Below are 22,932 nucleotides of genomic sequence, written 5' to 3' on the forward strand. Positions count from 1 at the left end.
GGCCCGGCCGAGCCGGTGGCCCTTACGGTGCGGTGGGATCCGTCCCGGGGAAGGGCGGGGAGAGGGAGGCTCCCGTGCGGGCCAGGTGTTCCAGGGTGTTCAGGGCCGACAGGGCCTGGGACGCTGCCTCGGGGTCACGTTCGGACAGGCCGCTCTCCGCGAACTCGTCCTCGTCCAGGCGCAGGATCGTCCCGCCGTCCGCCGAGCACCACAGGTCCAGGTCCAGGTCCTCCACCGTGAGCGTGGCGCCGTCCCGCACCGCGGGGCGCGTCACGTCGCAGTACCAGCCCTTCAGGACGCCTGCGGACGTGCGGACCTCCTTCACGGCGTACCAGCGGTCACGCCAGTAGTGCTCCGTGAAGACGTCTCCCGGCTCGAAGCGTACGAAGCCGAAGTCCCGCACCCCGGCGGCCGCCCACGGCGCGCGGACCGTCACCACGGTGCCGTCGTCCGCGACGACCTCCGCCGGGTAGCGGATCTTCGTCCGGCCCGCCTTCGTCAGGATGACGTCCACCTTGTCGGCCGTCTTGTCCACTGCCGTGTCAGCCGAGGTCTCGGACATGGCGTACCTCCGTCGCGCAGATCTCGTAGCCGAACCACTTGTTGATCGCCAGCATCGGCTCGTTGCCGGCGTCGTTCCCGGTGAATGCCTCGGTGCAGCCCACGGTCCGCGCCCGGTGCAGGGAGTCGTTCTTGGCGAGCTTGGCAAGCCCGCGCCCACGGAACGCGCGTCCGGTGCCGGTCATGCCGCTCGCGTAGCGCGACGCGTCGTCCGTGCGGGCCAGCGTGAAGGCCGCGGGCCGGCCGTCCACCACCGCCACAGAGGTCAGCTCGCGGTTCACCAAGGGGTGGTTCCAGGTCTCGGCGAGCCAGTGTTCGTAGTCCGTGAACTCCGCCGCTACATCGCTCGGTTCGTCCGCCACCGTCTCCGCGTCCAGGTCGAAGAGGGCGCGCGGGTCCTCCCCGAACTCCGCTCCCGTACGCAACTCCACTCCGGCGGGCAGCTCTTGGCGGGGCGGCAGGGTGCCGCCTGCCAGGTCGAGGCGGAGGAAGTGGGCCGAGCGGCTCGCGCGGTAGCCGCGTGCGGCGGCGAAGGCGCGGTTCGCCGGCTCGTCGAGGACCCAGGAGAAGACCGTGGTGGCGCCTTCCGCCGCCAGGTACTCCTCCGCCGTCCGCAGGATCAGCGAACCCGCGCCAAGACCGCGCCGCTCCGGGAGTACGTAGACGTTGGCGAAGCCCTGTCCGGGGTCGGGGCTGTCATAGGCGATGCCCACCTGCGCCGTGCCGATGATCTCTCCGTCGGCCTCCGCGACCAACTGGCGGTAGCGGGAGTCGGGATGGGCGTGCGCCAGGTCGAACCGGATCGAATCGGCGGTGGCGAGCATGGCGGGCACGCAGGCACGGCGGACGACGGCGAAGGCCTCGGCATCGGGTCGGCTGTCGGGGCGCAGGGCGCGGACTAGGACGGTCATGGGGCCGCACGCTACGCGCGGGGCGCGTCGGGGTGCCTCTTATTTTCCGGGGGTGCGGGACAATCGCCGCGTGACTTTGAAGATCGAGATCGACGGTGGCGCGGCGGAGAGTGGCATGCCGCCCTACGAGCAGGTGCGGGCCCAGATCGCCGAGCAGGCGCGGGGCGGGACGCTGCCCGTGGGGTACAAGTTGCCGACCGTGCGGGGGCTCGCCCAGGAGCTGGGGCTCGCCGCCAACACGGTGGCCAAGGCGTATCGGGCCCTTGAGGCGGACGGGGTGATCGAGACGCGGGGACGTAACGGGACGTTCGTGGCGGCGGCCGGTGACGCGGCGGCGCGGGAGGCTTCGGCCGCCGCCCAGGCTTTCGCCGAGCGGGCTCGGCGGCTCGGGCTCTCCGAGGCGGCGGCGCTTTCCGCCGCGCGGGACGCGTTGCGCGCGGCTTACGGGGACTCGGGGTGAGCGTTGCCCTTGGCAGGGGCGGCAGGGGCGGCAGGGGCGGCAGGGGCGTTCGTGGCCCCCGCACTGCGGGGTGAACGGGCGGGTGGCGGGAGAGAATTGCCGCGAAGCGGCGGCTGGGCAGCCGCCCGGGCAGCCGCCCCCGGCCTACAGGTACAGCCCCGCGTCCGCCCCCTCCCGGGGGTCCGGGACCGACGTGGGGGAGGTTCCGCGCCGCAGCGCGTAGAGCTCGGCCAGCGTCGCGCCCTCGCGGGAGACCCCCTCGTCCGTGCCGAGCCAGTCGACCGACTCCGCGCGGGTCAGGCCGCCGACCTCGATCCGGGCGAGGCACCGGCCGGGCCGGACCACCGCAGGGTGGAGCCGCTCCAGGTCCTCGTTGGTCGTGACGCCGACCAGGACGTTGCGGCCCTGCCCCAGCAGCCCGTCCGTCAGGTTCAGCAACCGCGACAACGCCTGCCCGGCGGTGTGCTTCGCCTCCCCGCGGATCAGCTCGTCGCAGTCCTCCAGGAGCAGCAGCCGCCAGCGGCCCTTCGCCGTCCCGTCGTCCTCGCCGATCGCGATGTCCATCAAGTAACCGACGTCGCTGAACAGCCGCTCCGGGTCAAGGACACAGTCCACCTGGCACCAGTCCCGCCAGGACCGCGCGAGCGTCCGCAGCGCCGACGTCTTGCCCGTGCCCGGCGGTCCGTGCAGCAGCAGGAGGCGGCCCGAGATGTCCTCGGGGGTCGTCTTCATCAGGGAGTCCATCGCCTCGGCGACCGGCGCGGTGTAGTTCTCCCGCACCTCCTCCCACGTACCGGCGGCGATCTGCCGGGTGGTGCGGTGCGGGCCGCGCCTCGGGGAGACGTACCAGAACCCCATGGTCACGTTGTCCGGCTGCGGTTCGGGCTCGTCCTGCGCGCCGTCCGTCGCCTGCTTCAGGACCTTCTCCGCGAGGTCGGCGGTCGTCGCCGTCACCGTGACGTCCGCGCCGCGGTTCCAGCGGGAGATCAGGAGCGTCCAGCCATCGCCCTCGGCGAGCGTCGCGCTGCGGTCGTCGTCGCGGGCCGCGCGCAGCACCGTCGCACCCGGCGGCAGCAGCGTGGAGCCGGACTTGACGCGGTCGATGTTGGAGCTGTGCGAGAAGGGCTGCTCGCCGGTGGCGAAACGGCCGAGGAAGAGGGCGTCCACGACATCGGACGGAGAGTCGCTGTCGTCGACGTTGAGCCGGATCGGCAGGGTGTCCTGAGGGTTCGCAGACATGCCGCCATGATCCGGCACACAAGTGCCCTCGTGCATCCCGGTTTACGTACTCCGCCGTACTCCGTTCAGGTGCACCAACGCGCCGCGTGCGCCCGCGGAAGCCGCCGGGGTGCAGCAATCCCGTGACGCGGAACCCGTGCTACCGCCAACTGCCGGGGATACTCTTGTCCTTGATGGGACGTCATGGGTGGAATTCGGGGGCACAGCGGTGGCGGCTCACCGCGCTGCTCGGCGTTGCTCTGGCCGCACTGGCCCTGATCCTGACCGTCGTCAACACGCTCCCCGGTGACGGCACGGGCACCGAGGGCACCACGCGCGACGGGGACAAGGTGCACGGCACCCCCGCCGTCCCGCCCGACGAGGCGAAGCCGGCCGTCGGCTGGGGCTTCACCCACACCCAGTACAGCGCGGACGAGGGCACCGACGCCGCCACACGGCGCGCCGAGACGATGCTCGCCGAGCAGCCGCGCGCGCTGCCGCAGATCCAGCACATCATGGGCTGGGGCGCGGGCAACCCCGAGCCGGTCAAGGGGCGTTACGACTTCGAGGCGATGGACCGGCGGATGGACTTCATCCGCGCCACCGACGCCACGCCGGTCGTCACCCTGTGCTGCGCCCCGGACTGGATGAAGGGCGGCAAGCCCGGCGCGGACAGCACCGACTGGAGCCAGCAGGCCCTGGAGACCGCCCCGGACCGCGCCCACTACAAGGACTACGCGAAGCTCGCGGCGACGGTCGCCAAACGCTATCCGGACGTACGGCACTTCATCGTCTGGAACGAATTCAAGGGCTTCTGGAACAGCGAGAAGGCCCGCTGGGACTACGAGGGCTACACCGAGCTCTACAACCTGGTCTACAAGGAGCTCAAGAAGGTCAACAAGGACATCATGGTCGGTGGCCCCTACCTCGTCATGGACAGCGTCGACCCGCGCCAGACCGAGGGGGCGTCGACGAAGGTCGAGGGCGCCTGGGGCCGCATGGACCAGCGCGTCCTCGACGCCTTCGACTACTGGAACAAGAACAGGACGGGCGCGGACTTCGTCGTCGTGGACGGCTCCAGCTACACCGTCGACGACGAGATGCTCCCCGACGAGTTCAAGGCCACCGACAAGCTCACGGCGGTCGGCAAGTGGGTGCGCTCACGCACCGGCGACCTTCCACTGTGGTGGGCCGAGTACTACGTGGAACCGGGCGACAGCAACGACGACCGTGACGACTGGTCGGAGCCGCACCGCGTCGCCGTCCAGGCGTCCGGCCTGATGGCGATGGCCCGCGGCGGCGCGACCAGCGGCTTCTACTGGAACCCGCAGAACAGGGGCGAGGACTGCGCGGGCTGCCTGTGGCGCTCCACCGAGCTGGAGGACGGCGGCACGGAGCTGCCGATGCTGAAGATGCTCTCCCGGTTCAACGAGGAGTTCGGGCCCGGCACGAAGTTCGAGGAGGTCTCCGTCGCCCCCGACGACGTACCGAACGTCCGTGTCCTGGCCGACGAGGAGACGGTGCTCGTCGTGAACACCCTCGACCGCACGATCGACGCGAAGATCGACGGGAAGCGGTTCGAGCTGAAGGGGTACGGGGTGAAGTGGCTGAAGCGGTGACCCGCCTCAGCCACCACCCCCCCCCACGTCACGCCATCGTCAGGAACCGCTGGATCAGCGAGGCGAGCAGCACCGCGAGCAGCGGCAGTGAGAACCAGAAGCTGCTCTGCAGCCAGCGCAGCTGCCGCACGCTCGGCTCCACCGCCACCCGCACGACCTCACGGGTGGTGAGCAGCAGGATCACGGCGATCGCCGCGAGCGCGCCGATCACCGACCACGGAGTCCACGTCACCTGCGGGCCGATCGGGCCGGGAGCGGCCTTCTCGACCGGGCCGTTCGGCTGCTTGCGCAGTGTGTAGAGGGTCGCGTCGTCGTTCGTGAGGACCTTCTTCAGCTCCTGGCGGTTGTCGAGGTTCGTGATCAGCCGGGAGTCCCAGGTCCTTGAGTAGCCCACGTCCATCTGGAGATAGACCGTCTGGCCCTTGTTGATCATCAGATACGAGTTGGGGCCCGCGTCCTTGAGCGCCTTCACCAGGCTGGAGACGAGGACCGGGTCGGCCGGGGCGAGGGTCGGGACGTACTGGACCTTCTCCATGTCCCGTGTGCCCCAAGGCATCGCGGGCGTCACGTTGTTGACCGTGTCGTCGCTCATCCACAGCAGCCGCACCGTCGGGTCGTCGTGCTCGTACACGTACTCCATCGCGGCGACCTCGCCGGCCCGGGTCCGCTCGAAGGGTTCGTTGCCCCAGCGCGCCACCAGGAAGCCGCCCATCAGGACGAGGCCCGCCATCAGCGCGGCAAGGGGCGCCAGGCTCACCCGGTCGCGGTCCCGCTCCTTCGCGGTGATGCCCGCGCGCGGGAAGAGCGCGAGCCCCGCCAGGAGCGCTGCGCCCGGCAGCGCGAACATGAAGACCCGCAGGGCCATTTCGCCGCCGTACGACTGCATGCCGAAGCCCAGGAACGGCACGAAGGTCAGGACGAGCAGCGAGCGCTCGGTGTACTTGTGGTCGCGCCGCCGCCACCAGCCCCAGCAGGCTAGGGCCATGACGCCGCCGGCCAGCGCCACGCGCGCGTACAGGACGAGTTGGTGGGTCGAACTGCCGCCCTCGATCCGTCCGGACACCGACGACGACACATTGCCGCCGACGCCGCCGATGCCGCCGAACAGCTCGTCGAAGTGCCCCGACCAGTACGGCTCCGCGAGGAAGCCCACCCAGACGGCGACGAGGACCGCGAAGAGGATCGGCAGGCCGCGCAGCTCCGAGCGGCCCACCAGGACGAGCAGGGCCAGCACGCCGAGCATCACGAACGGCGTGAGCTGGTGCGCGGGGACCGTCGCCGCGAACAGGGCGATCAGGACCACGAGGAGCACCGCGCGCTGGCGCCGGTCGACGGGCTCGACCTCCAGCTCGCCGGGGCGGCGCTTGGCCCACAGCACGTGGGGCGCGCGGAACCACACCAGGAGCACCGCGACGAACACCAGATAGAGCAGATACGTGAAGCCCTGCGGGGAGAAGTAGTCCTGGCCGACCCAGCCGCTCAGGGCGAAGATCCACAGCCCGGCCCACTTGGCGCGCCAGGACGCCCGCATGGAGCGCACGAGCAGGAACATCGGTGCCAGATAGAGCAGTTGCATGGCCAGCGGCCACCAGCGGATGACCTCGGTCATGTCCGAGACGCCGCACGCCTTGGCCACGAACGTGGCCGCGGCGAAGAACCCGGGCCAGCTCCAGCGCGCGTCCAGGTCGGGCACCGCCGAGCCGGTCCTGTCGATGTACTCCATGAAGCCCAGGTGCTGCCAGGCCGTCGCGAACCGCGGCACGTCCTCGAGCACGGCGGGCAGCGCGTGCAGGCACACCACCGTGGAGATCAGCGTCACCAGGAGCAGTGCCTTGTGCGGCCGTTCCATCCAGAGCAGCGAGGCGAAGACGACGACGAGCAGCGCGGCCCCGAGCAGGGTCGGCACGGGCAGGACGGAGATGAGCCCGAGGCCGCCCATCGCGTCCAGGTCCGCCTCGGTGAAGCCCACGACGGGCAGCCAGTAGAGGGCGAGCGCGAAGGCGAGGAGCAGCGCCATGAAGAGGGTGCGGCGGCGGGGGAGCGGCTCGGGCGTGACGGCGGACCCGGTCGACGGCTCCACCGCGTGTGCGTCGGTGCCCGGCTCCTCGGCGGGCGCGGTGACGGCCGAGGAGACGGAGGCGGGAATCGGTGAGGACGGTCCCGGTTCGCGTGGCTTGAGCGGTGTTCTCAGCGCCCAGGTCGGCCGGTGCTCCATGTCGTCCCCCTCGTCCCCCGTGCCCGCGGACCTCTCGGAAGCGGGCTTCCCGGCAGCAGGCCCGCCGGAAGCGGCCTTCCCGAAGGCAGGTGTTCCGGACGCGGGAGTTCCGGGTCCGGGACGCATGTCGGGCCTGCGCTCCGGATGCTCGAAGTCGGTCTGCACGGCCAGCTGCAGGGTCTCCGAGTCCAGTGTCTCGCGCAGCGCCCACGCAGGCCCGCGCCGCTCCTTCTTCTGCTCCGGCTCCTGGTCGGCGGCGGCCGGATGCGGTGCCTCGGGCGTCCCCAGATCGGCGAGGTCGCCGTCCGGTGCCCCGCCCTCGTCCGACGCGGAGGCGGGCACCCCCCGCGCCACCCGGTACAGCTTCGGCGCCGCGATCGCCACGATCACCGCGAGGCTGGAGATCTCGGCGACACCCGCACCCGTCAGCCCCATCCGCGGCAGCAGGATCAGCGTCAGGCCGAGCACGAGGACGCACAGCAGGCCCTGCAGCCAGGCGATCCCCGACGTACGGCTCTGCGCGCGCTGCACCGCGAAGTAGGTCTCCATGACGACCCGCAGCGCCGCGCCCACCGCGAACCAGCGCAGCAGCGGCGTCGCCGCGTCCGCGTACCCCTGGCCGAAGACCCGCAGGATGAAGGGCGCGCCGATGAAGAGCAGACCGCACACCGGCAGCATGATGCGCGCCATGCGGCGCAGCGCGGCACGGGTGTTGGCCGCGAGCCGCGCCGGGTCGTGCGCGCCCTCGACGGTCAGCGAGGCCCCCATGTTGATGGCGAGCAGATTGACCGTGCCGCCGATCGTGGTGGTGATGTAGAAGTACGCATTGTCGACCGAGCTGACCTGTGAGGCGACGATCACCGGTACGAGATAGACCACGGCGAGCGAGAAGAGCGAGCCGGTGTAGTCGCCCGCGAGGAAACGGCCGATCTCGCGCAGCGTCGGCGGCTGCGCCTTGTCCTGGGTGGCCTTCACATGCCGTGGCACGAGCCGCCGGAACACCAGATAGCCGAGCGGGATGACCGAAAGGGCGATCGCGGCGACCCACGACACGAACACACCGGCCGTCGGGATCGCCGCGGCGAACGCGATGAGCAGCCCCAGCTTGACGACCGAGAAGATGGTGTTGCCGACCGGCACCCACAGCGCGCTGCGCAGCCCCGTGAGCACCCCGTCCTGCAGGGTGAGCAGCGACCAGGCGACGACCGCGGCGATGAAGCCGAGGCCGTTCAGCGGACCGTGCAGGAATCTGTACGAGGGTCCCCACAGGTCGAGCGTGAACAGGAAGATCAGCGCGGCGCACGCCACGACCAGCGAACTGCCCGCGTACGTACGGAAGATGAACCGGCCCGTGGCGCGCCCCGCGACGGGGATGAAGCGGGCGAGGGCCCCCATCAGAGTGAGGGCGGTGAGCCCCGCCAGGAACTTCATGGCGGCGATCGCCGCCGAGCCCTGGCCGACGGCCGACTCCGAGTAGTACCGAGCGGCGGCCAGCCAGAACCCGAGGCCGAGCACGCCGGAGATGCCGGTGTTCAGCATCAGGGCGTAGGCATTGCGGAACAGCGGACTCCCGCCGCCGGAGCCGCCGCCCCCGCCGGGCAGGCGTAATCTGCGCGGCCTGCCCGGCTTGCCGGACGGCGGCTGCTGTTCGGTGCTCGGAGTCCCAGAGACGTCTGCCTGGGCGGTCGACGTGTCAGACACGGGTACGAGTTGCCTTCCGGCGGGCCTGGCGGACTCTGCGGACCACGGCGTACCCCTTGGTGTGGGCACGGTCCCTGGCGAAATTGCGGGCGATCGCACGGCCCTCGACGAGCCGCTCGAACTCCTCGATGCCGGTGGAGCGGCGCACGGTCACCCGCTGCAGGGCGTAAGGACCCTGGGTGCGCCGTGCGAGGCCGTTGCCGACCGCGAGCGACTGGGCGAATCCGGCGCTGCGCACCATGCGGCGCACCCTGCGGCTCGAATAGCCGTACGGGTAGGCGAAGGAGGCGGGGTCGGTGCCGAGTTCGTCGGTGACGATCTCCTTGCAGCGGCGGAGCTCGAACCAGAGGTCGTCGTCGTCCAGCTGGTCGAGCTGCGGGTGCGTGTGGCTGTGCCCGCCGATCTCCGTGCCCGCGGCGGCCAGTTCGCGCACCTGGTCCCAGCCGAGCATCACGTCGAGGCCGCCCCCGGTGTCGTGCGCGCCGCGCAGCCAGCCGGTGGAGACGAAGAGCGTCGAGGCGAAGCCGTGCTTGGCGAGCACGGGCAGGGCGTGCCGGTGCACGCCTTCGTAGCCGTCGTCGAAGGTGATCAGGACGGGCCTGGCCGGCAGCGTCCGGCCGGGGGTGCGCCAGATCGCGGCGAGCCCGGCCGTGCTCAGCGGCGTGAACCCGCGTTCGCCGAGCAGCTCGAGCTGCTCGGCGAACGCCCCTGGAGACACGGACAAATCCCGTGTCTCCAGGGTCGGTTCATGCGCGATCGAGTGATACATGAGTATCGGGACGGGAGCGTTCATGGCGGCCCCCCTCGGCCGATCGGTGCCGTGCTCATGCGGCAGCCCCCTTCTCACCGTCCGCATCCCTCTCGATCTCCACGATCGAGAAAGTGGCGCCTCCCCTGCGCGCGCGGACACTGCCGAGGACGTACCCCCCGGCCGCCGCCACCACGCCCGCCACGATGGCTCCCGCGCGGCCCGCGCCGCCCGGACGGGCGAGCAGCGCGTCACGCAGCCCCCGCCCGACACCGGCGGGCAGGACACGCGTGGCATAGCGCCGCTCGGACTCAAGTCCCTTGTCGGCGCCGACGCTCCGGGCCACGAGGGCCTTGGAGAGTCCCTCCGCGTACGTCCGCGTGCGGAAGTAGTGGAAGCGCTCCCGCGCCGCGGGGACACGGTGGTGGATCACCGCGCGGTCGTCGATGAGCAGGATCGCGTCCGGCCGCGCCCGGGTGAGCCGGATGCACAGCTCCGTCTCCTCGCAGCCGAGCGGCCGCTTGTCGCCGTCGCGTCCGATGCCGGTCGCGAAGCCGCCCGCCGCCTCGAACGCCGTACGGCGGAAGGAGGCGTTGCCGCCCAGGACGTTGCGCACCCGCACACGGCCCTCGGGCAGCCCCTTGTACGTACAGCCGACGACCCAGTCGAACTCCTCGGGGAACCAGGCGGGCCTGCGCCGGGACTCCCAGATCGGCATGGTGCGCCCGCCCACCGCGAAGACCGTCGGGTCGGTGTACCCCTCGGCGAAGTGGTGCAGCCAGTCCCGCTCGGCGACGGCGTCGTCGTCCAGGAACGCGATGACCTCGCCGCTGGATGCGGCGATGCCGGTGTTGCGGCCCGCGGAGAGGCCGCGGGGGCCCGCGTTGGCGAGCACCCGCACCCCTTCGGTCTCCTTGTACTCCTTGGCGAGCCGGTCGAGCAGCGAGGTGTTGTGATCCACCACGAGAAGCGTCTCCAGCGCCGCCAGTGACTGCGCCCGCACCGAGGCGACCGCCGCGAGGATGTCCTCCCAGCGGTCCTCGGTGTAGACGCAGATGACGACGGAGATGCCCGCGACCGTGCTTCCCCCGTGGCGTCCGGAAACGCTCAAGACACCTCTCCCTGGCGCGTGCGGAAGGGGACACTGCGTGTGCGGCGGCGCTGCCCACGGCGGTTGGAGCGCTCCGTGAGGATCACCTTCAGGACCCGCAGGCCGTCGCGCACGGCGCTGAGGTTGCTGACGCCGTGGATGCGCAGGTACTCGTGGCTGGGGATCTCCTGCACCTTGAGCCCGGCCTTGACCACCCGGATGTTCATCAGGGTCTCCACCTCGAAGCCGGTGCAGTCGAGGTCGATCTTGTCGAGGCAGTGCTTCCAGAAGGCGTTGTAGCCGTAGCACAGGTCGGTGTAGCGGGCGCCGAACTTGGCGTTCACGACGGAGCACAGGACGTGGTTGCCGAGCTTGCGGATCGGTGTCATGTCGTCCGTGGCACCGCCGTTGGCGAAGCGCGATCCCTTGGCGAAGTCCGCGCCCGAGACGAGGGCGGAGACATAGCTGACGATCTCGTGCCCGTCGGCCGAGCCGTCCGCGTCGACCATCACGATGATGTCGCCGGTGCACGCCTCGAATCCGGTGATCAGGGCGTCGCCCTTGCCCTTGCCGAGCTGTCTCACGACCTTCACGTCCGGCCACAGCTCGCGTGCCACGGCCACCGTGTCATCGGTGGAATTGCCGTCCACCAGGACGACCTCGTGGATCCAGTCGGGCAGCGTCTTGAAGACGTAGGGAAGATTCTCCGCTTCGTTCATCGCGGGAATCACGACGCTCACCGGCGGTGTGATCGCCAAGTGCGTGGAAATCGCCCGGTAGTTCCCGGACAGCATCGGCTGGTTTAACGGGTCTTGGCCCGGCTCTGCCGCCGGGCGCACAAAAGAACTCATTGAGTCTGATCCCTCTCGTCCGGTGGACCGCCCACCCCCGGGCGGTCCGGATATGTATCCGGTTCGAAAGGGGGGTTCTCACTTGCGCATGACGAAATAGATCTCCGTACATGCCGGGTGAGCTGGCATTGCGCGGGACGTGACTCGGCAAGAAATCAGTCGCCGAGCACGGCACCCCCCTACCGCGCCCCGCGCCGGATCCACCGCGATCTTGAGCCCTCCCCTAGATCGCACTGCGTGATGGACCGATGCGGGTGGATGTACGACGGTATTGATGATTGAGACCGTATGGCAAGACCTGGAACGCGGCCTCACCCTTTTGATGATTTGGCCGGTCTTGGTGGACACATATGGAGTGCCCCGTTCCCTGCTCCGCCCCCTTATTCCTTCTTTCTTGATCGAATTTGACCCATGCGTTTCAGCAGCTTGTCGGCCGGTTCGAACAATTCCGGTCGCGACAAGACGGTGTTGCGCAGGGCCCGTACCGGAGCGCGCCGCGCCCGGTGTCCGATCGCTGCTGGATGGCGCAGAGCCACCCACCCCTCGGACACGGTGAGTTCGCGTGTCTTCAGGGAGTCCTTGTACTGCTTCTGGCCCCGCCCCAGATCCATGTACGCGATGCCGTCGGCGGCGGCCGCCTCGGCCATGCGCAGATGCAGGATCAGGCCGGGCGAGTATTTGGCGAACGCCGGGTCGTAGGCCGGGAACCACTGGGCGAAGACCCGCTCGGAGCGCAGCCCGAAGTGCCCGGCGACCGGCACGTCGTCGACGTACAGCACGGAGAGGATGCCGGCGAACTGATCGGACCTGGTGTGGAAGAGCTGCCGCACGAGCTGGCTGATCCAGGTGTGTGCGAAGCGGTCGCTGCGTCCTGTCCTGCGGTACTGGGCCGACTTCCACCCCATCAGGGTGCGAAGGGCCGCCGGGTCGCGCTCGTCGTGCACGTAGCGAACGGTGCCGTGGTCGCGGCTGAGCCTGCGCTCCTTGGCGAGTGTCGTGCGGGTGAACTTCGGCGACTTCACCTTCAGCTGGCGCAGATATGCCTCGTACCCCTGGTCGATGTCCATGACGGGGGAGGCGAAGGAGCCGGAGGCGCCTGCCTCGAACGGCTGCTGGCCGCCGGCCAGATGGTCGAACTCGTACATCGCGAGCCCGCAGGCCCGCAACAGCTCCCGCGCGTCCCAGGTGAAGCCGGGCCGGTGCACCAGGCCCTGGCAGTCGGAGACGCCCAGGCCGATGGCCCGGCCGATGCCGGTGATGGATCTCTCGAACGGGAAGAACGCCGCGGGCTCACCGGCCTCGCGTACGACCGCGATCCGCACCCCGCGCCGCCATTGGCCCACCGAAAGGGTGAACTCGGGGGAGAGGAATGGATTGGCCAGCTCGGGCGAGCCGTTCAGGTGGGCCTTGGACTGCAGCGCCGTCCAGGCCGCCCGGTCCGCAGCGGTGAGTTCTCCGGGGCGGTGCACGGTGATGTCCACGTCAGGAGGTCCGCCTCGTCGGGGTACGGCTTCGCAGCCGCCGTACCAGTACCAGCAGATGGATGAGCGAGCCGATCACGGTGAGGGCCGCGACCCCGCCGCGTACCGACCACATGTGCAGCGCCAGCATCGCCTGGGCCACCAACAGGTTGACCGCCACGGCCCCGGAAACGGAAGCAATGATCCGGCCCCATGGGTCAAGTCCCTTGAGGGCGGCGGCAATCGCGCTGCCGGGGGCGGCCAGGAGGAAGAACAGGGTGAAGGGGGCGCGCAGCGGCGAATCGATGTCCGTGAGCGCGAGCATCGCGCCGACCGCGCCCACCGCCACAGCCATGCCCGCGAGCAACAACAGCGCGTCTTCGCGACGGCTCGACGGGTCCCCGGGCGTACGCCCGGTGTCTGATGACGGTGCCTTGATCCCGATGGTCTGCATTGGCGACTTTGCCCCCCGACGCGCCGGATGCCGGGCTTCAATGTCGCGCAGTCGACGGCAGCGCGTCAAGATGCGGAGGGAGTGTGGAGATGTTCGCCGCCGGGCCCTTGAACCGTAAGGGAACTCACTGTGCGGGCAAGGGAATTGCAGGCGAACTCATTGACATGGACACTACCGGCGACCTGAGGGGAGTGGTACCACAGTCGTGGCAGAAATCCTGCTAAGGGAGGTTCCATGAGATTGTCCCGAATCACGGCATACGCTTCCTCACTCCTCCTCGCCACCGCCTTCGCCCTCACCGGGGCCGCAGCGGCACAAGCGGACCAGCAATCCGACCGACAGGCCGCGGCCACCGGGTATGTGGCGCTCGGCGACTCCTACTCGTCCGGTGTCGGAGCCGGCGCGTACGACAGCGGAAGCGGCAACTGCAAGCGCACCCCGCGCGCCTACCCCGCGCTCTGGGCAGCCGCCAACTCACCCTCCAGCTTCAACTTCACGGCTTGCTCGGGCGCTCGTACGGGTGATGTCGTGGCCAACCAGCTCGGCCCGCTCGGCTCCGGAACAGGTCTGGTCAGCGTCTCCGTGGGAGGCAACGACGCCGGCTTCGCCGACGTCATGACGACCTGTGTCCTGCAGTCCGAGAGCAACTGTCTGGCGCGGATCGCGACGGCGCGCAGTTACGTCGAGACGACGCTGCCCGGCAACCTCGACAAGGTCTACACGGCGATCAGCGCCAAGGCACCGGCCGCCCAGGTCGTGGTGCTCGGCTACCCCCGCTTCTACAAGCTCGGCGGCGGCTGCCTCGCCGGCCTCTCCGAGAAGGAGCGCAGCGCCATCAACGGCGCAGCCGACCTCCTCAACTCCACCACGGCCAAGCGCGCCGCCGACCACGGGTTCGCCTTCGGCGACGTGTCCTCCGCCTTCACCGGGCACGAGATCTGCTCGGGCGACGCATGGCTGCACAGCGTGAACTGGACCAACATCGGCGAGTCCTACCACCCCAAGGCCGCGGGCCAGTCCGGCGGCTACCTCCCTGTGTTCAGCGCGGCGGCGTCCTGACCACCTGAGTCCGGCGCATAGGAGGAGGCCCCGCCCGTCGGGGTCTCCTTCTCGCATGTCACCGAGTACGCGACGGAGTTCGACGTGGCCCCGACCGGGCTGCGCACCTCCACACTGATCGAGTTCTGATACGTCGAGCCGGGCTCGCCGTCGACAGGCTCCGCGTGGTGCACCTGCTTGGACTTGCCGCCGCCGGAGGCGAAGCCGAGCGTCTTCCAGCCGGGGTCGCTCGGCTCGCCCGACTTGGTCACCCAGCGGTAGTCGACGGTCACCGGGACCCGCCCCACGGTGAACGTCGCGGTGAACGAAGGGGCCTGCCCGGCGGCGGGCGGGCAGGCGCCGCTGTACTGCGTGTTCGCGCCGACGACCGAGACCTTCACGGACTGAGGCGGGTGGGTGGTCGACCCTCCGCCGTTCCCGCCGCCGTCCGTGGAGCCACCGCCGGTGGAACCGCCGTCACCGCCACTGCCGCCGCCGTCGCCCGACCCTCCGCCGTCACTCCCGCCCGTCGTGCTGTTGCCGCCGCTCTTGCCCCCGTCGGAGCCACCGCCGCCGCTCCCGCCGCTGTCACCGCCCCCTGAGCCCTCGGACGAGCCGCCGCTACTGCCACCCCCGCCGCCGTCGTCACGATTGACCAGGGCGTACGTCAGCCCGGCCAGCGCGAGCGCGAGGGCGACCAGGCCCGCGGCGAAGACGAGCACCGAGCGGCGCGAACGTGCCGGATCCGTGGTGGTCGTCGTGGCGACGAGAGGCTCCTGCCCGCCCGGCGGAGTCGGCGCCGAGGGCTGCTGATGCTGCTGCTGCGACGTGACGGTGGGCATGTACGGGAGGGGGGTCTCCACCCGCGGGGTGCCACCCGCCGCGACGAGCCGCAGCTGGTTCTCGGCCTCGGCGGCGGAGATCCGGGCGGCGGGGTCCTTGCGCAGCAGCCCTTCGATGACAGGGACCAGCGGCCCCGCGTTCCGGGGCGGTGGCAACTCCTCGTCGACGACCGCGCGCAACGTACTGAGCGGGGTGTCCTGCCGGAAGGGCGAACTGCCCTCGACGGCCGCGTAGAGCAGCACGCCCAGCGACCACAGATCGGACTCGGGTCCCGGCCTGCGCCCCAACGCCCGCTCCGGGGCGAGGAACTCGGGGGAGCCCACCACCTCACCGGTCATGGTGAGGGCCGAACTCCCCTCCACCATGGCGATCCCGAAGTCGGTGAGCACGACCCGGCCGTCGTTCGCGATGAGTACGTTGCCGGGCTTGACGTCGCGGTGCAGGACCCCGGCATCGTGGGCGGCGCGCAGGGCGGCGAGGACCTCGGCGCCGATGTGGGCGGCGCGCTGCGGGGGCATCGGCCCCTCCGCGTCCAGGACGTCGGACAGCGAGAGCCCCCGCACGATCTCCATGACGATCCACGGCCGCCCGTCCTCGCTCGCCACGTCATAGACCGTCACCACATTGCGGTGCGGGATACGGGCAGCGGCCCAGGCCTCGCGCTCCAAGCGGGCGTACAGCCGGTCGACCTCACTGGCCGGGAGCCCGGCGGGGGCGCGCACTTCTTTGACCGCGACCTCGCGGCCGAGGACTTCGTCGCGGGCCCGCCAGACCGTGCCCATGCCGCCCTCGCCCAGAGGCGAAAGGAGGCGGTAGCGCCCCGCGATCACACGCTCGTCGTCGCTCACGGGGGTCCCCCATCCGCAGCCGTGCGATTCTCCACAAAACTATCTCAACCGAGCGCTGTTGCAGCCCCTTTGAACACCAATCCACACCCGAGGGCGAGCACGACACAGGCGGAACCGACCGGCAGGAAGCGCTGCGTGGCCCGGTGCAGCCACCGGGGCCCGTGGACCCGCCGTCCGGCGAGGGACCCGACCCGCACCACGAGGAACCCGGCGGCCGTCAGCGTGACGGCGAGCCCCACGCCGTACGCGAGGACGAGCAGCAGCCCGAACCAGGCCTCGCCCAGGGCGGCGGCGCCGACGAGCACGACGACGGCGGACGGGCTGGGCACGAGGCCGCCGGCGAAGCCGAGGAAGAGGGCGCCGCGGAGGGAAGGGGGCGCGTGCTGGTGCTGATGGGAATGCTGATGCACATGCCTGTGCCGCCGCCAGGCCCTCCGCAGGAGCAGGGCCCCCGCTCCGGTGACGAGGACGCCGCTGACCACTCCCAGCCAGGCGATGACGGACGGGGCGGCGGCGGAGCCTCCCGCCACGAGCAGGCCCAGGGCGGTCACACCGAGGGTGTGCGTGACGGTCACGGAGGCGGCGAGGGGGAGGACGTCCCGCAGGGAGGCGCGCCCCCTCGCGGCGGCGCTCGCGGCCATCAGCGTCTTGCCGTGCCCCGGCGCGAGGGCGTGCAGGGCTCCCAGCAACAGGGCGCTGGCCAGGGCGAGTCCGGCGAAGCCGGGGGTGAGGTCGTGGCGGGCCACGAGGCCGGTGAGGGCCTGGGTCCACCGGTCCGCGCCGCGCGGCAGCACGGAGGCCGGCGCTTCCGGCTTCTCCTCGCTCAGGGCGGGGCCGCCGGGGGTGATGCGCAGGGTGGCGGATTCCTCGCCGGGCGGCGAGTCGAGCAGGCGCTCCGGGTAGCGGGTGAGGCGCTTGGAGAGGGAAGCCGCCGGTACGTCTGAGGAGCTCAGGGTCTTCCGATCCCCCTGGGCGGTGACTTCGCGCCACCCGGGTCCCGGCTGTCCGGCGGCTTCGAAGCGGGCGGCGAGCTCGGCCTCCCGGGGGAGCGGGGTGCCGAGCTCGCACTCCACGCGGAGGGTGGGCAGACCGGCCTGCCCGTCCCGGGTGACCGCCCGAGCCTGCTCCACGCGGAGCTCCGCCGCCCGCCCGTCCACCCGCAGCCGGCTGCCGCGGGCGGCGTCCGCGCACCGCTCCTTGGCCCAACGCTCCATCCCTATGCGCTTGATGCGGGGCATGGCCTGAGTGGCCGGTATCTCGGCGAGGTCCTCGACGTGGTCGACCCGAAGGCGCTCAGGGCTCACCACGAGCCCGTCGTACCGATTGACGGTGAAGTTGCCCAGGGGGTGGGCGGTTGCCTCGGCGGCGGGCAGCAGCAGGGAGAGGGCCAGCGCCGCCATGAGGGCGCCCCCGTAGCCGAGGGCGCGGCGCTTCTTGGGCCCCCGGCAGCGCCTGCCGCCCGAACGGGCCTCTCCCGCCCACCCGCCCGTGACCCCGCATGCGCCCCCGGACGAACAGGCTTTTCCCGCCCACCCGCCCGATTGCCCCGTGGTGAAAGTCCCACCGGCTCGCAGGCGCCATCGTGACCTGAGGGGACGTGCCGGTATGTCCGCCCGGAGCACGGTTCGCGGCGCTCCAGCAGCGAAGCAGCAACGCGGCCACCGGACGATAGCGAGGACGGACATACCGGCGCGGCCCCGCCCCCACAGACGGAGTGAAGGCGACCTCACGACGCTGCCCCCAGATCCCCCGGACCCCGCAGATCCCGCGCCGCCGCCTTCCAGCGACGAGCCTCATCCGCGTCACCCGCAGCCCCCTCGATCACACCCCGGTGGTACATGAACGACGCCTCGCGGAACCCCGTGGCCGTGGCCCGGCGCGCATACGGCAGGGCCTCCTTCGAGCGGCCCGCCGTATGCAGGGCCCAGGCCAGCGCATCCGCCGTGTGGACCGTGTGCCGCCTGCCCCACTCCGCCCGCGCCGCCCGCAACGCCGCCTTCCGCTCCTCCCGGGTCCCGTGATCCGTCAACGCGACCGCCGCGTCCAGATCCGCGTTCACCCCGTTGGCCCGAGCCAGCGACACCCACGCGGACACCAGCGCGTACTGCTCCCGGGCCTTCGCCCCGTCACCCCGCTCGCCGCGCGCCTCGTACAGCTCGCCCAGCGCGACCAACGGCCCCGGCAGCGGCGCCCGCGCCACCACGTCCCGCAGCGTCCGTATCGCCTGCCCCGTCCTGCCCTGCCCGGCCCACGCACGGGCCTGGCACTCCAGCGCCGGAAGATACGAAGCGTCCGCCCGCAAAGCCCTCCCGCACTGCTTCAACGCCTCCCCGTACTCGCCCTGCCGCCAGGCGAGTTGCCCCAGCGCAGTGGTCACGTACGCGACATCCCCGCCACCGCCACCGCCACCGGACCCCAGCCCTGCCCCGGAGCCGACCGCCTGGGACAGCGCCCGCCGAGCCCCCGCCACATCGCCCCGGAGCTCCCGCACATACGCGTACCGCGTGAACACCGGCACCCCGGGCCGCCGCGCGTCCGCCTCGTCGGCGGCCCGAGCCGCCGCCCCGTACCGCCCGAGCTCGACCAGCGCATCGATCCGGGACGCCAGCGCCCCCTCGCTGTAGGGGTTCACTTCGAGCGCGGCCTCCGCGTGGCGCAGCGCCCCCGCGAAGTCGTGCCGCGCCGCAGCCAGCGCCGCCCGCCCCGCGAGCCCCGCGTCATTGCGGGGCCGAAGCTCCAGGGACCGGTCGAGAGCGCGTTCCGCCTCGCGGTACCGCGACGGGTCGCCCCGGGTGCGGGCCTGCTCGACGTAGGCGGTCCCCAGCGACGCCCACGACCCGAAGTCCCTCGGCTGGTCCCGCAGATGGGACTGCAGTGCCTCGATGCCGCGATCGAGATCGGCACCCCGCAGCGCGCCGGGCGCGACGGCGGCGGACGACGACGGCCGGTCAGGCCCGTCCGCACCGCCGGCCACGACGGCGCCCCCGGTGATCGCGAGCGCGAGAGCGACCGCCGCCACCACGGACCGACCGCCAGGACGAGGTAATGCCATCACTGGACTCCTAGCTTCAGTAGGACGAGAGACGAGAGATCAAAAGACGAGAGACGAGAGACGAGAGACGAGGGGACGAGAGCAAAGAGAGGCAGAGAGGGCGCGACCCGCAGGGGGATGAATGCGGGCCGCGCCGGTCATGAAGGGGAGTCAGCCATCCGGTCAGCCGGTCAGCCGGTCACCCGCTCAGCCCGCCACCCCCCGTGGCCCCCCGCCTGCGCCACCACGCAAGCCCAAGCCCGACAAGGAGAACCCCGGCAACCCCCGCGGCCCCGGAAGCGACCAGCACCGCATCGGTGTCATCGCCGCCCCCGGACCCCGGACGTCCGGGCACGGCCCCGCCGTTCAGCGCGTCGCGAGCCGAGCTGTCGGAGCCGGATCCGGAGCCGGAGCCCTTGGCCAGCGGCCCACGGGACCCGGACGTGGGCAGTGCCACGTACGGGAAGGTCCCGCCGAACTTCTGGTCGTTGACGTCCACCGCGTCGCCCAAGTCGTTCTTGTTGCCGGTGAGCTCGCCCTCGACGGCCTGCAGTTCGATGTCGACGACGTCATCGGCGAGCCGCCGCCCGTTCGGGAACCCGGCGTTGTCACCGTCGAGAACCCCGAGCCGCTTCGGCGAATCCGCGGGCTTGACGGACGTGTTGAGCCGCAGGGCCTCTGCGGGCCTGACACCCGGCGGCTGGTTGAGACCCTTCACGCCCGTCAGGAACACCGACACGAGATCGTTGCGCGGCTCGGCGGGCGCCTTCAGCTTGTAGATCTTCTCCAGGAGCTTCGGCATCTCGGGCTTGGTCACGTACTTCAGGAAGTCCGCGTCGTTCCAGGGCGAGGACGCGTTGAACTTGTCCTTGTCCTTCTGCGGCACGACCACCTCGTTGACCAGCGGATTGCCCAGGCGCGAGACCTGGGTCCACTTGCCGCTCGCGTTCTTGCGCTGCGTCGTCGACCAGATGCCGACGGTGGGCTGCTTCTCCGACTGCCGTATCTGCTCGGTCGGCACCTGGAGGGCGAGCGAGTTCACGTTGTAGCCCTTGAGGGTGTCGTTCCCGACCTCCGACAGATCGCCGCCGTACAGCAGGTCGAACACCCGCAGATCCAGGAAGAACGGATCGTCGGCCTGCCCCGCGAACGTCGAGCCCCCGCCCTTGACCGGGCGCACGGCCTGATCGCGCAGCTTCTTGTAGTTCGGCATGGACGCCTTGCCGACGTGCGAAGGTGCCGCGGGCACATCGTCGGCGATCTTCGTGGTCGAGACGACCTTCTGGTCCTTGAGCTTGATCAGCTCCAGGTCGTACGTCTGCGTCACGTTCAGGTCGGGATCGTCGAGGCTCGTCACCGGCCCGGTGTTGTAGAGGAACGTGTCGCCGTTCTTGGTCTTCGTGTCGAACGTCCATCGGTAGAGCAGATCGCCCTGCGCGTCGCCGTCGCTGTCGATGTGGACGTCGTACTGGGCGTCGTCGGCCCACGGATAGAAGTTGGGACCGCCCGCGGGCTCCTCGAAGGGCAGCCAGTTCGCCACGATCGTCGTGGAGTCGGGCTTGTCCGGGCTCACGAACGCGTACACGTCCGTGTTGTCGTACTGAGGCTGCCCCGAGATCAGCGGAGCCTCCCGGTGACTGGAGGCGTCGGCCGCCTCCGGTTCCAGTGCCGTCACGCCGGCGGCTGCGAGCCCCCCGGCGGCCAGCGCGCCACACACGAGCGCGGCGAGGCCGCGCCTGCTGCGACGCCCCGCTCGGCTCTTGGCGATAGCTGTCATCGCGTCCGTCCTTACTGTTCCTCGCGCGACCCCGCGCGCAGTGCGCGCAAGCCGCCTGACGCACCCCATTCGCGGCCAACGGCCGGACGGATTGCCCCTGTTGCCAATCCGGGACGTCCTCGCGCCCGAATCCCCGGGCGAGAGGCAAGAGAGAGCCGCCCGGCCCGTGGGGCGACGAGCCACCGGGCCGGGACGAGGGGGAGGGGGACCCGCATGGAGCCCGACGAACTGCTGCCACTGGTCGCGGAGGGCGACCAGCCGGCGTTCGAGAAGCTGTACGGCCTGGTCTCGGGGCCGGTCTACGGACTGGTCCGCCGCGTCCTCCGCGACCAGGCCCAGTCCGAGGAAGTGGTCCAGGAGGTGCTGCTCGAACTCTGGCGGACGGCGGGCCGCTTCGACCCGGCGCGCGGCAGCGCCCTCTCCTGGATCCTTACGCTCGCCCATCGCAGGGCGGTGGACCGGGTCCGCAGCGCCCGCGCGGCGAGCGACCGCGAACGGCGCGTGGCCGAGCGCGGCGAAGTGCCCGCCTTCGACCAGGTCGCCGAGGCGGTCGAGGGCAGGCTCGAGCGCGAATGGGTACGCCGCTGCCTGAGAAGGCTCACCGACCTCCAGCGCCAGGCCGTCACCCTCGCCTACTACGACGGCTATACGTATCGCGAAGTGGCCGGACGTCTGTCCGTCCCGCTCGGCACCGTCAAGACACGGATGCGGGACGGCCTGCTGCGCCTGCGCGACTGCCTCGGGGCCGCCACATGAGGCACGGCATGAAGCGCGGCATCAAGCGCCGCATCGAGCGCTGCATGCGGCGCGACGCGGGGAGGGGCGTACGGCGGCACCCTGACACGCCCGCGCCCGCGCTCGCGCCTGCTCCCACCGCCCGGAGCCCGCGCCTTCGCCGGGCCGTCCACTCCCTGGCCGTCCCCTACTCCCTGGACGCCCTCGACCCTCGCGAACTGCGCCGCTTCGAGCGGCATCTGGTCCGCTGCGCGCCCTGCCGGGCGGAGACCAGGGAGATGAGGGAGGGCGCCGTACGCCTCGCGGGCGCGGCGGCGACACCCGCGCCGCCCGCCCTGCGCGAGCGGGTCCTCACCGCCGTACGCGCGACGGAGCAGGAGCCGCCCCCGCGGGCGCCCGTCACTTCGAGCGCGCCCCCGCGCGCCCGCGCGCTTCTTGTTCCCTCAGGTGTTCCAGTCGTTCCCTCAGGTGTCCCCGTCGGAGCCTTCACCGCGCTCGCGTCGCTCGCGCTCGCACTCGCGCTGGCCGCGTCCGCGATCCTCGCCCTCCAGCTGGTCCGTGCCGAAGGCCGGATCGACCGCGAGCGCGCCGATGCACGTGAGATCGCCCACGTCCTTGCCGCTCCGGACGCCCGCGCGAGCGTGGAGAGGGACGCGCGGGGGCGCGGCATCAACGTCGTCGCGTCGGAGTCCAGGCGGCGCGCCGTGGTGACCGTCACAGGGCTCGGGGCGCCGCCCCGGGGCCGGGTGCACCAACTGTGGGTGATGCGGGCCGCCTCGGCGCCCCGTTCCCTGGGCCCGCTCGACGGCGAAACGCCCGTGATCGCCGTGGGTCTGGGTGCGTCCGCGAGGTCACTGGCCGTGACCACCGAACCCGATGGAGGCTCAGAGAGGCCCACTTCCGCCCCTCTTGTCCAACTCGCCCTGGAATCAGTTGGATTCGGAGAGTAATCGTCAACCTCCTTACTGGGTAGGTGAATCCTGTGACCGGGATACACGGGTGTCGGGACGGGGCGATAGGGTTAACCTGCCCTGGGCCGGGTGCCCTCGTACGGGTGGGGAGTGACATGGAACAGATAACGGTGCGCAGCAGGGCGCGTGTCCCTGCGATCACCTGCGGGAGCAGCGCGACCAGCTCGCGTCTCGACCGCCATCTCGCAGTGCTGGGCGGTCCCGCCGTTCCGCAGCGTGAGACGGCGGAGGCGACGCTGCTGATGCGTGAGCTGACCTCACGGGGTGCGCATGACCACAGTGGCCGAGGTGCACGTGTGCGGAGGGTCTCCCTCTTCGCTCCCTTGCGCAGGCTGCGGCGGTCGCTCTTTGGGGGTCGCTGACCGCGGGTGGTCGGGGGTTCGGCCGCCGCTCAGCGGCGG

19 protein-coding genes are annotated in these 22,932 nt (G+C 71.2%); 6 read left to right on the plus strand and 13 right to left on the minus strand.

The genetic code is table 11. The features are described from left to right. Window positions 1–22: 22 nt before the first annotated feature. Complete coding sequence (locus tag AC07AG_RS31195) at window positions 23–562, minus strand: ribonuclease FAU-1 family protein (protein ID WP_478759483.1); 540 nt, start codon at window positions 560–562, stop codon at window positions 23–25. Then, the gene (locus AC07AG_RS31200; protein ID WP_478759484.1) at window positions 543–1,472 is read right to left on the minus strand and encodes an N-acetyltransferase family protein; all 930 of its coding nucleotides are present in this window, start codon (window positions 1,470–1,472) and stop codon (window positions 543–545) included. The genes AC07AG_RS31195 and AC07AG_RS31200 overlap by 20 nt, the downstream gene beginning before the upstream one ends. A gap of 70 nt (window positions 1,473–1,542) precedes the next feature. Here AC07AG_RS31200 and AC07AG_RS31205 point away from each other — a divergent pair, with 70 nt between their 5' ends. Further along, complete coding sequence (locus AC07AG_RS31205) at window positions 1,543–1,932, plus strand: GntR family transcriptional regulator (RefSeq protein ID WP_478759485.1); 390 nt, start codon at window positions 1,543–1,545, stop codon at window positions 1,930–1,932. 144 nt (window positions 1,933–2,076) lie between these two features. On the opposite strand, the gene AC07AG_RS31210 is transcribed toward AC07AG_RS31205, so the two are convergent. Then, window positions 2,077–3,171 carry a DUF5925 domain-containing protein gene (locus AC07AG_RS31210; protein ID WP_478759486.1) on the minus strand — a complete coding sequence of 365 codons (1,095 nt, stop codon included), beginning with the start codon at window positions 3,169–3,171 and terminating at the stop codon, window positions 2,077–2,079. Between the two features lie 173 nt (window positions 3,172–3,344). Here AC07AG_RS31210 and AC07AG_RS31215 point away from each other — a divergent pair, with 173 nt between their 5' ends. Then, the gene (locus AC07AG_RS31215; RefSeq protein WP_478759487.1) at window positions 3,345–4,769 is read left to right on the plus strand and encodes a GH39 family glycosyl hydrolase; all 1,425 of its coding nucleotides are present in this window, start codon (window positions 3,345–3,347) and stop codon (window positions 4,767–4,769) included. 28 nt (window positions 4,770–4,797) lie between these two features. Here the strand turns inward: AC07AG_RS31215 and AC07AG_RS31220 are convergent, their stop codons facing one another. The 6 genes from AC07AG_RS31220 to AC07AG_RS31245 form a co-directional block, all read right to left on the minus strand. Continuing rightward, entirely contained in the window at window positions 4,798–8,685 is a 3,888-nt protein-coding gene (locus tag AC07AG_RS31220; protein WP_478759488.1) for a lipopolysaccharide biosynthesis protein, read from the minus strand. Beyond that, window positions 8,678–9,478 carry a polysaccharide deacetylase family protein gene (locus AC07AG_RS31225; protein WP_478759489.1) on the minus strand — a complete coding sequence of 267 codons (801 nt, stop codon included), beginning with the start codon at window positions 9,476–9,478 and terminating at the stop codon, window positions 8,678–8,680. The genes AC07AG_RS31220 and AC07AG_RS31225 overlap by 8 nt, the downstream gene beginning before the upstream one ends. A 31-nt stretch (window positions 9,479–9,509) precedes the next feature. Next, a complete protein-coding gene (locus AC07AG_RS31230) occupies window positions 9,510–10,544 on the minus strand; it encodes a glycosyltransferase family 2 protein (RefSeq protein WP_478759490.1) in 1,035 nt (344 codons plus the stop codon). Next, entirely contained in the window at window positions 10,541–11,374 is an 834-nt protein-coding gene (locus AC07AG_RS31235; RefSeq protein WP_478759491.1) for a glycosyltransferase family 2 protein, read from the minus strand. The genes AC07AG_RS31230 and AC07AG_RS31235 overlap by 4 nt, the downstream gene beginning before the upstream one ends. Before the next feature lie 380 nt (window positions 11,375–11,754). Further along, window positions 11,755–12,855, minus strand: a complete 1,101-nt coding sequence (locus AC07AG_RS31240; RefSeq protein ID WP_478759492.1) for a GNAT family N-acetyltransferase — start codon at window positions 12,853–12,855, stop codon at window positions 11,755–11,757. 1 nt (window position 12,856) lies between these two features. After that, complete coding sequence (locus tag AC07AG_RS31245; RefSeq protein WP_478759493.1) at window positions 12,857–13,288, minus strand: hypothetical protein; 432 nt, start codon at window positions 13,286–13,288, stop codon at window positions 12,857–12,859. 234 nt (window positions 13,289–13,522) lie between these two features. Between AC07AG_RS31245 and AC07AG_RS31250 the strand changes: the two genes are divergently transcribed. Continuing rightward, window positions 13,523–14,347, plus strand: a complete 825-nt coding sequence (locus tag AC07AG_RS31250; RefSeq protein WP_478759494.1) for an SGNH/GDSL hydrolase family protein — start codon at window positions 13,523–13,525, stop codon at window positions 14,345–14,347. On the opposite strand, the gene AC07AG_RS31255 is transcribed toward AC07AG_RS31250, so the two are convergent. The 4 genes from AC07AG_RS31255 to AC07AG_RS31270 all read right to left on the minus strand — a co-directional run bounded on the left by AC07AG_RS31255 (window position 14,314) and on the right by AC07AG_RS31270 (window position 20,825). Then, window positions 14,314–15,951 (minus strand): serine/threonine-protein kinase, encoded by a 1,638-nt coding sequence (locus AC07AG_RS31255; RefSeq protein WP_478759935.1) that lies wholly within the window; start codon window positions 15,949–15,951, stop codon window positions 14,314–14,316. The two genes, AC07AG_RS31250 and AC07AG_RS31255, sit on opposite strands and share 34 nt — an antisense overlap. A 110-nt stretch (window positions 15,952–16,061) precedes the next feature. Next, window positions 16,062–17,417: a nickel transporter gene (locus AC07AG_RS31260; RefSeq protein ID WP_478759495.1), complete on the minus strand. Its 1,356-nt coding sequence runs from the start codon at window positions 17,415–17,417 to the stop codon at window positions 16,062–16,064. 326 nt (window positions 17,418–17,743) lie between these two features. Then, window positions 17,744–19,069 carry a tetratricopeptide repeat protein gene (locus AC07AG_RS31265; RefSeq protein WP_478759496.1) on the minus strand — a complete coding sequence of 442 codons (1,326 nt, stop codon included), beginning with the start codon at window positions 19,067–19,069 and terminating at the stop codon, window positions 17,744–17,746. A 178-nt stretch (window positions 19,070–19,247) separates the two neighbouring features. Continuing rightward, window positions 19,248–20,825, minus strand: coding sequence for a DUF4331 domain-containing protein (locus tag AC07AG_RS31270; RefSeq protein ID WP_478759497.1), 1,578 nt, complete (start codon window positions 20,823–20,825; stop codon window positions 19,248–19,250). A 129-nt stretch (window positions 20,826–20,954) separates the two neighbouring features. Here AC07AG_RS31270 and AC07AG_RS31275 point away from each other — a divergent pair, with 129 nt between their 5' ends. From AC07AG_RS31275 to AC07AG_RS31285, 3 genes are all read left to right on the plus strand, one after another. Beyond that, entirely contained in the window at window positions 20,955–21,581 is a 627-nt protein-coding gene (locus AC07AG_RS31275; protein WP_478759937.1) for a sigma-70 family RNA polymerase sigma factor, read from the plus strand. 8 nt (window positions 21,582–21,589) lie between these two features. Beyond that, complete coding sequence (locus tag AC07AG_RS31280; protein ID WP_478759498.1) at window positions 21,590–22,510, plus strand: anti-sigma factor; 921 nt, start codon at window positions 21,590–21,592, stop codon at window positions 22,508–22,510. A gap of 116 nt (window positions 22,511–22,626) precedes the next feature. Then, the gene (locus tag AC07AG_RS31285; RefSeq protein ID WP_160504136.1) at window positions 22,627–22,893 is read left to right on the plus strand and encodes a hypothetical protein; all 267 of its coding nucleotides are present in this window, start codon (window positions 22,627–22,629) and stop codon (window positions 22,891–22,893) included. Window positions 22,894–22,932: the final 39 nt, after the last annotated feature.

This window comes from Streptomyces sp. NPDC044044, assembly GCF_056434405.1.

Bases quoted from the DNA above. Each gene is read 5' to 3' on its own strand.
- AC07AG_RS31195 (WP_478759483.1), bottom strand. From the start codon at position 562: ATGTCCGAGACCTCGGCTGACACGGCAGTGGACAAGACGGCCGACAAG.
- AC07AG_RS31200 (WP_478759484.1), bottom strand. From the start codon at position 1,472: ATGACCGTCCTAGTCCGCGCCCTGCGCCCCGACAGCCGACCCGATGCC.
- AC07AG_RS31210 (WP_478759486.1), bottom strand. From the start codon at position 3,171: ATGTCTGCGAACCCTCAGGACACCCTGCCGATCCGGCTCAACGTCGAC.
- AC07AG_RS31215 (WP_478759487.1), top strand. From the start codon at position 3,345: ATGGGACGTCATGGGTGGAATTCGGGGGCACAGCGGTGGCGGCTCACC.
- AC07AG_RS31225 (WP_478759489.1), bottom strand. From the start codon at position 9,478: ATGAACGCTCCCGTCCCGATACTCATGTATCACTCGATCGCGCATGAA.
- AC07AG_RS31235 (WP_478759491.1), bottom strand. From the start codon at position 11,374: ATGAGTTCTTTTGTGCGCCCGGCGGCAGAGCCGGGCCAAGACCCGTTA.
- AC07AG_RS31245 (WP_478759493.1), bottom strand. From the start codon at position 13,288: ATGCAGACCATCGGGATCAAGGCACCGTCATCAGACACCGGGCGTACG.
- AC07AG_RS31250 (WP_478759494.1), top strand. From the start codon at position 13,523: ATGAGATTGTCCCGAATCACGGCATACGCTTCCTCACTCCTCCTCGCC.
- AC07AG_RS31255 (WP_478759935.1), bottom strand. From the start codon at position 15,951: ATGGGCACGGTCTGGCGGGCCCGCGACGAAGTCCTCGGCCGCGAGGTC.
- AC07AG_RS31260 (WP_478759495.1), bottom strand. From the start codon at position 17,417: ATGGCGGCGCTGGCCCTCTCCCTGCTGCTGCCCGCCGCCGAGGCAACC.
- AC07AG_RS31265 (WP_478759496.1), bottom strand. From the start codon at position 19,069: ATGGCATTACCTCGTCCTGGCGGTCGGTCCGTGGTGGCGGCGGTCGCT.
- AC07AG_RS31270 (WP_478759497.1), bottom strand. From the start codon at position 20,825: ATGACAGCTATCGCCAAGAGCCGAGCGGGGCGTCGCAGCAGGCGCGGC.
- AC07AG_RS31280 (WP_478759498.1), top strand. From the start codon at position 21,590: ATGAAGCGCGGCATCAAGCGCCGCATCGAGCGCTGCATGCGGCGCGAC.
- AC07AG_RS31285 (WP_160504136.1), top strand. From the start codon at position 22,627: ATGGAACAGATAACGGTGCGCAGCAGGGCGCGTGTCCCTGCGATCACC.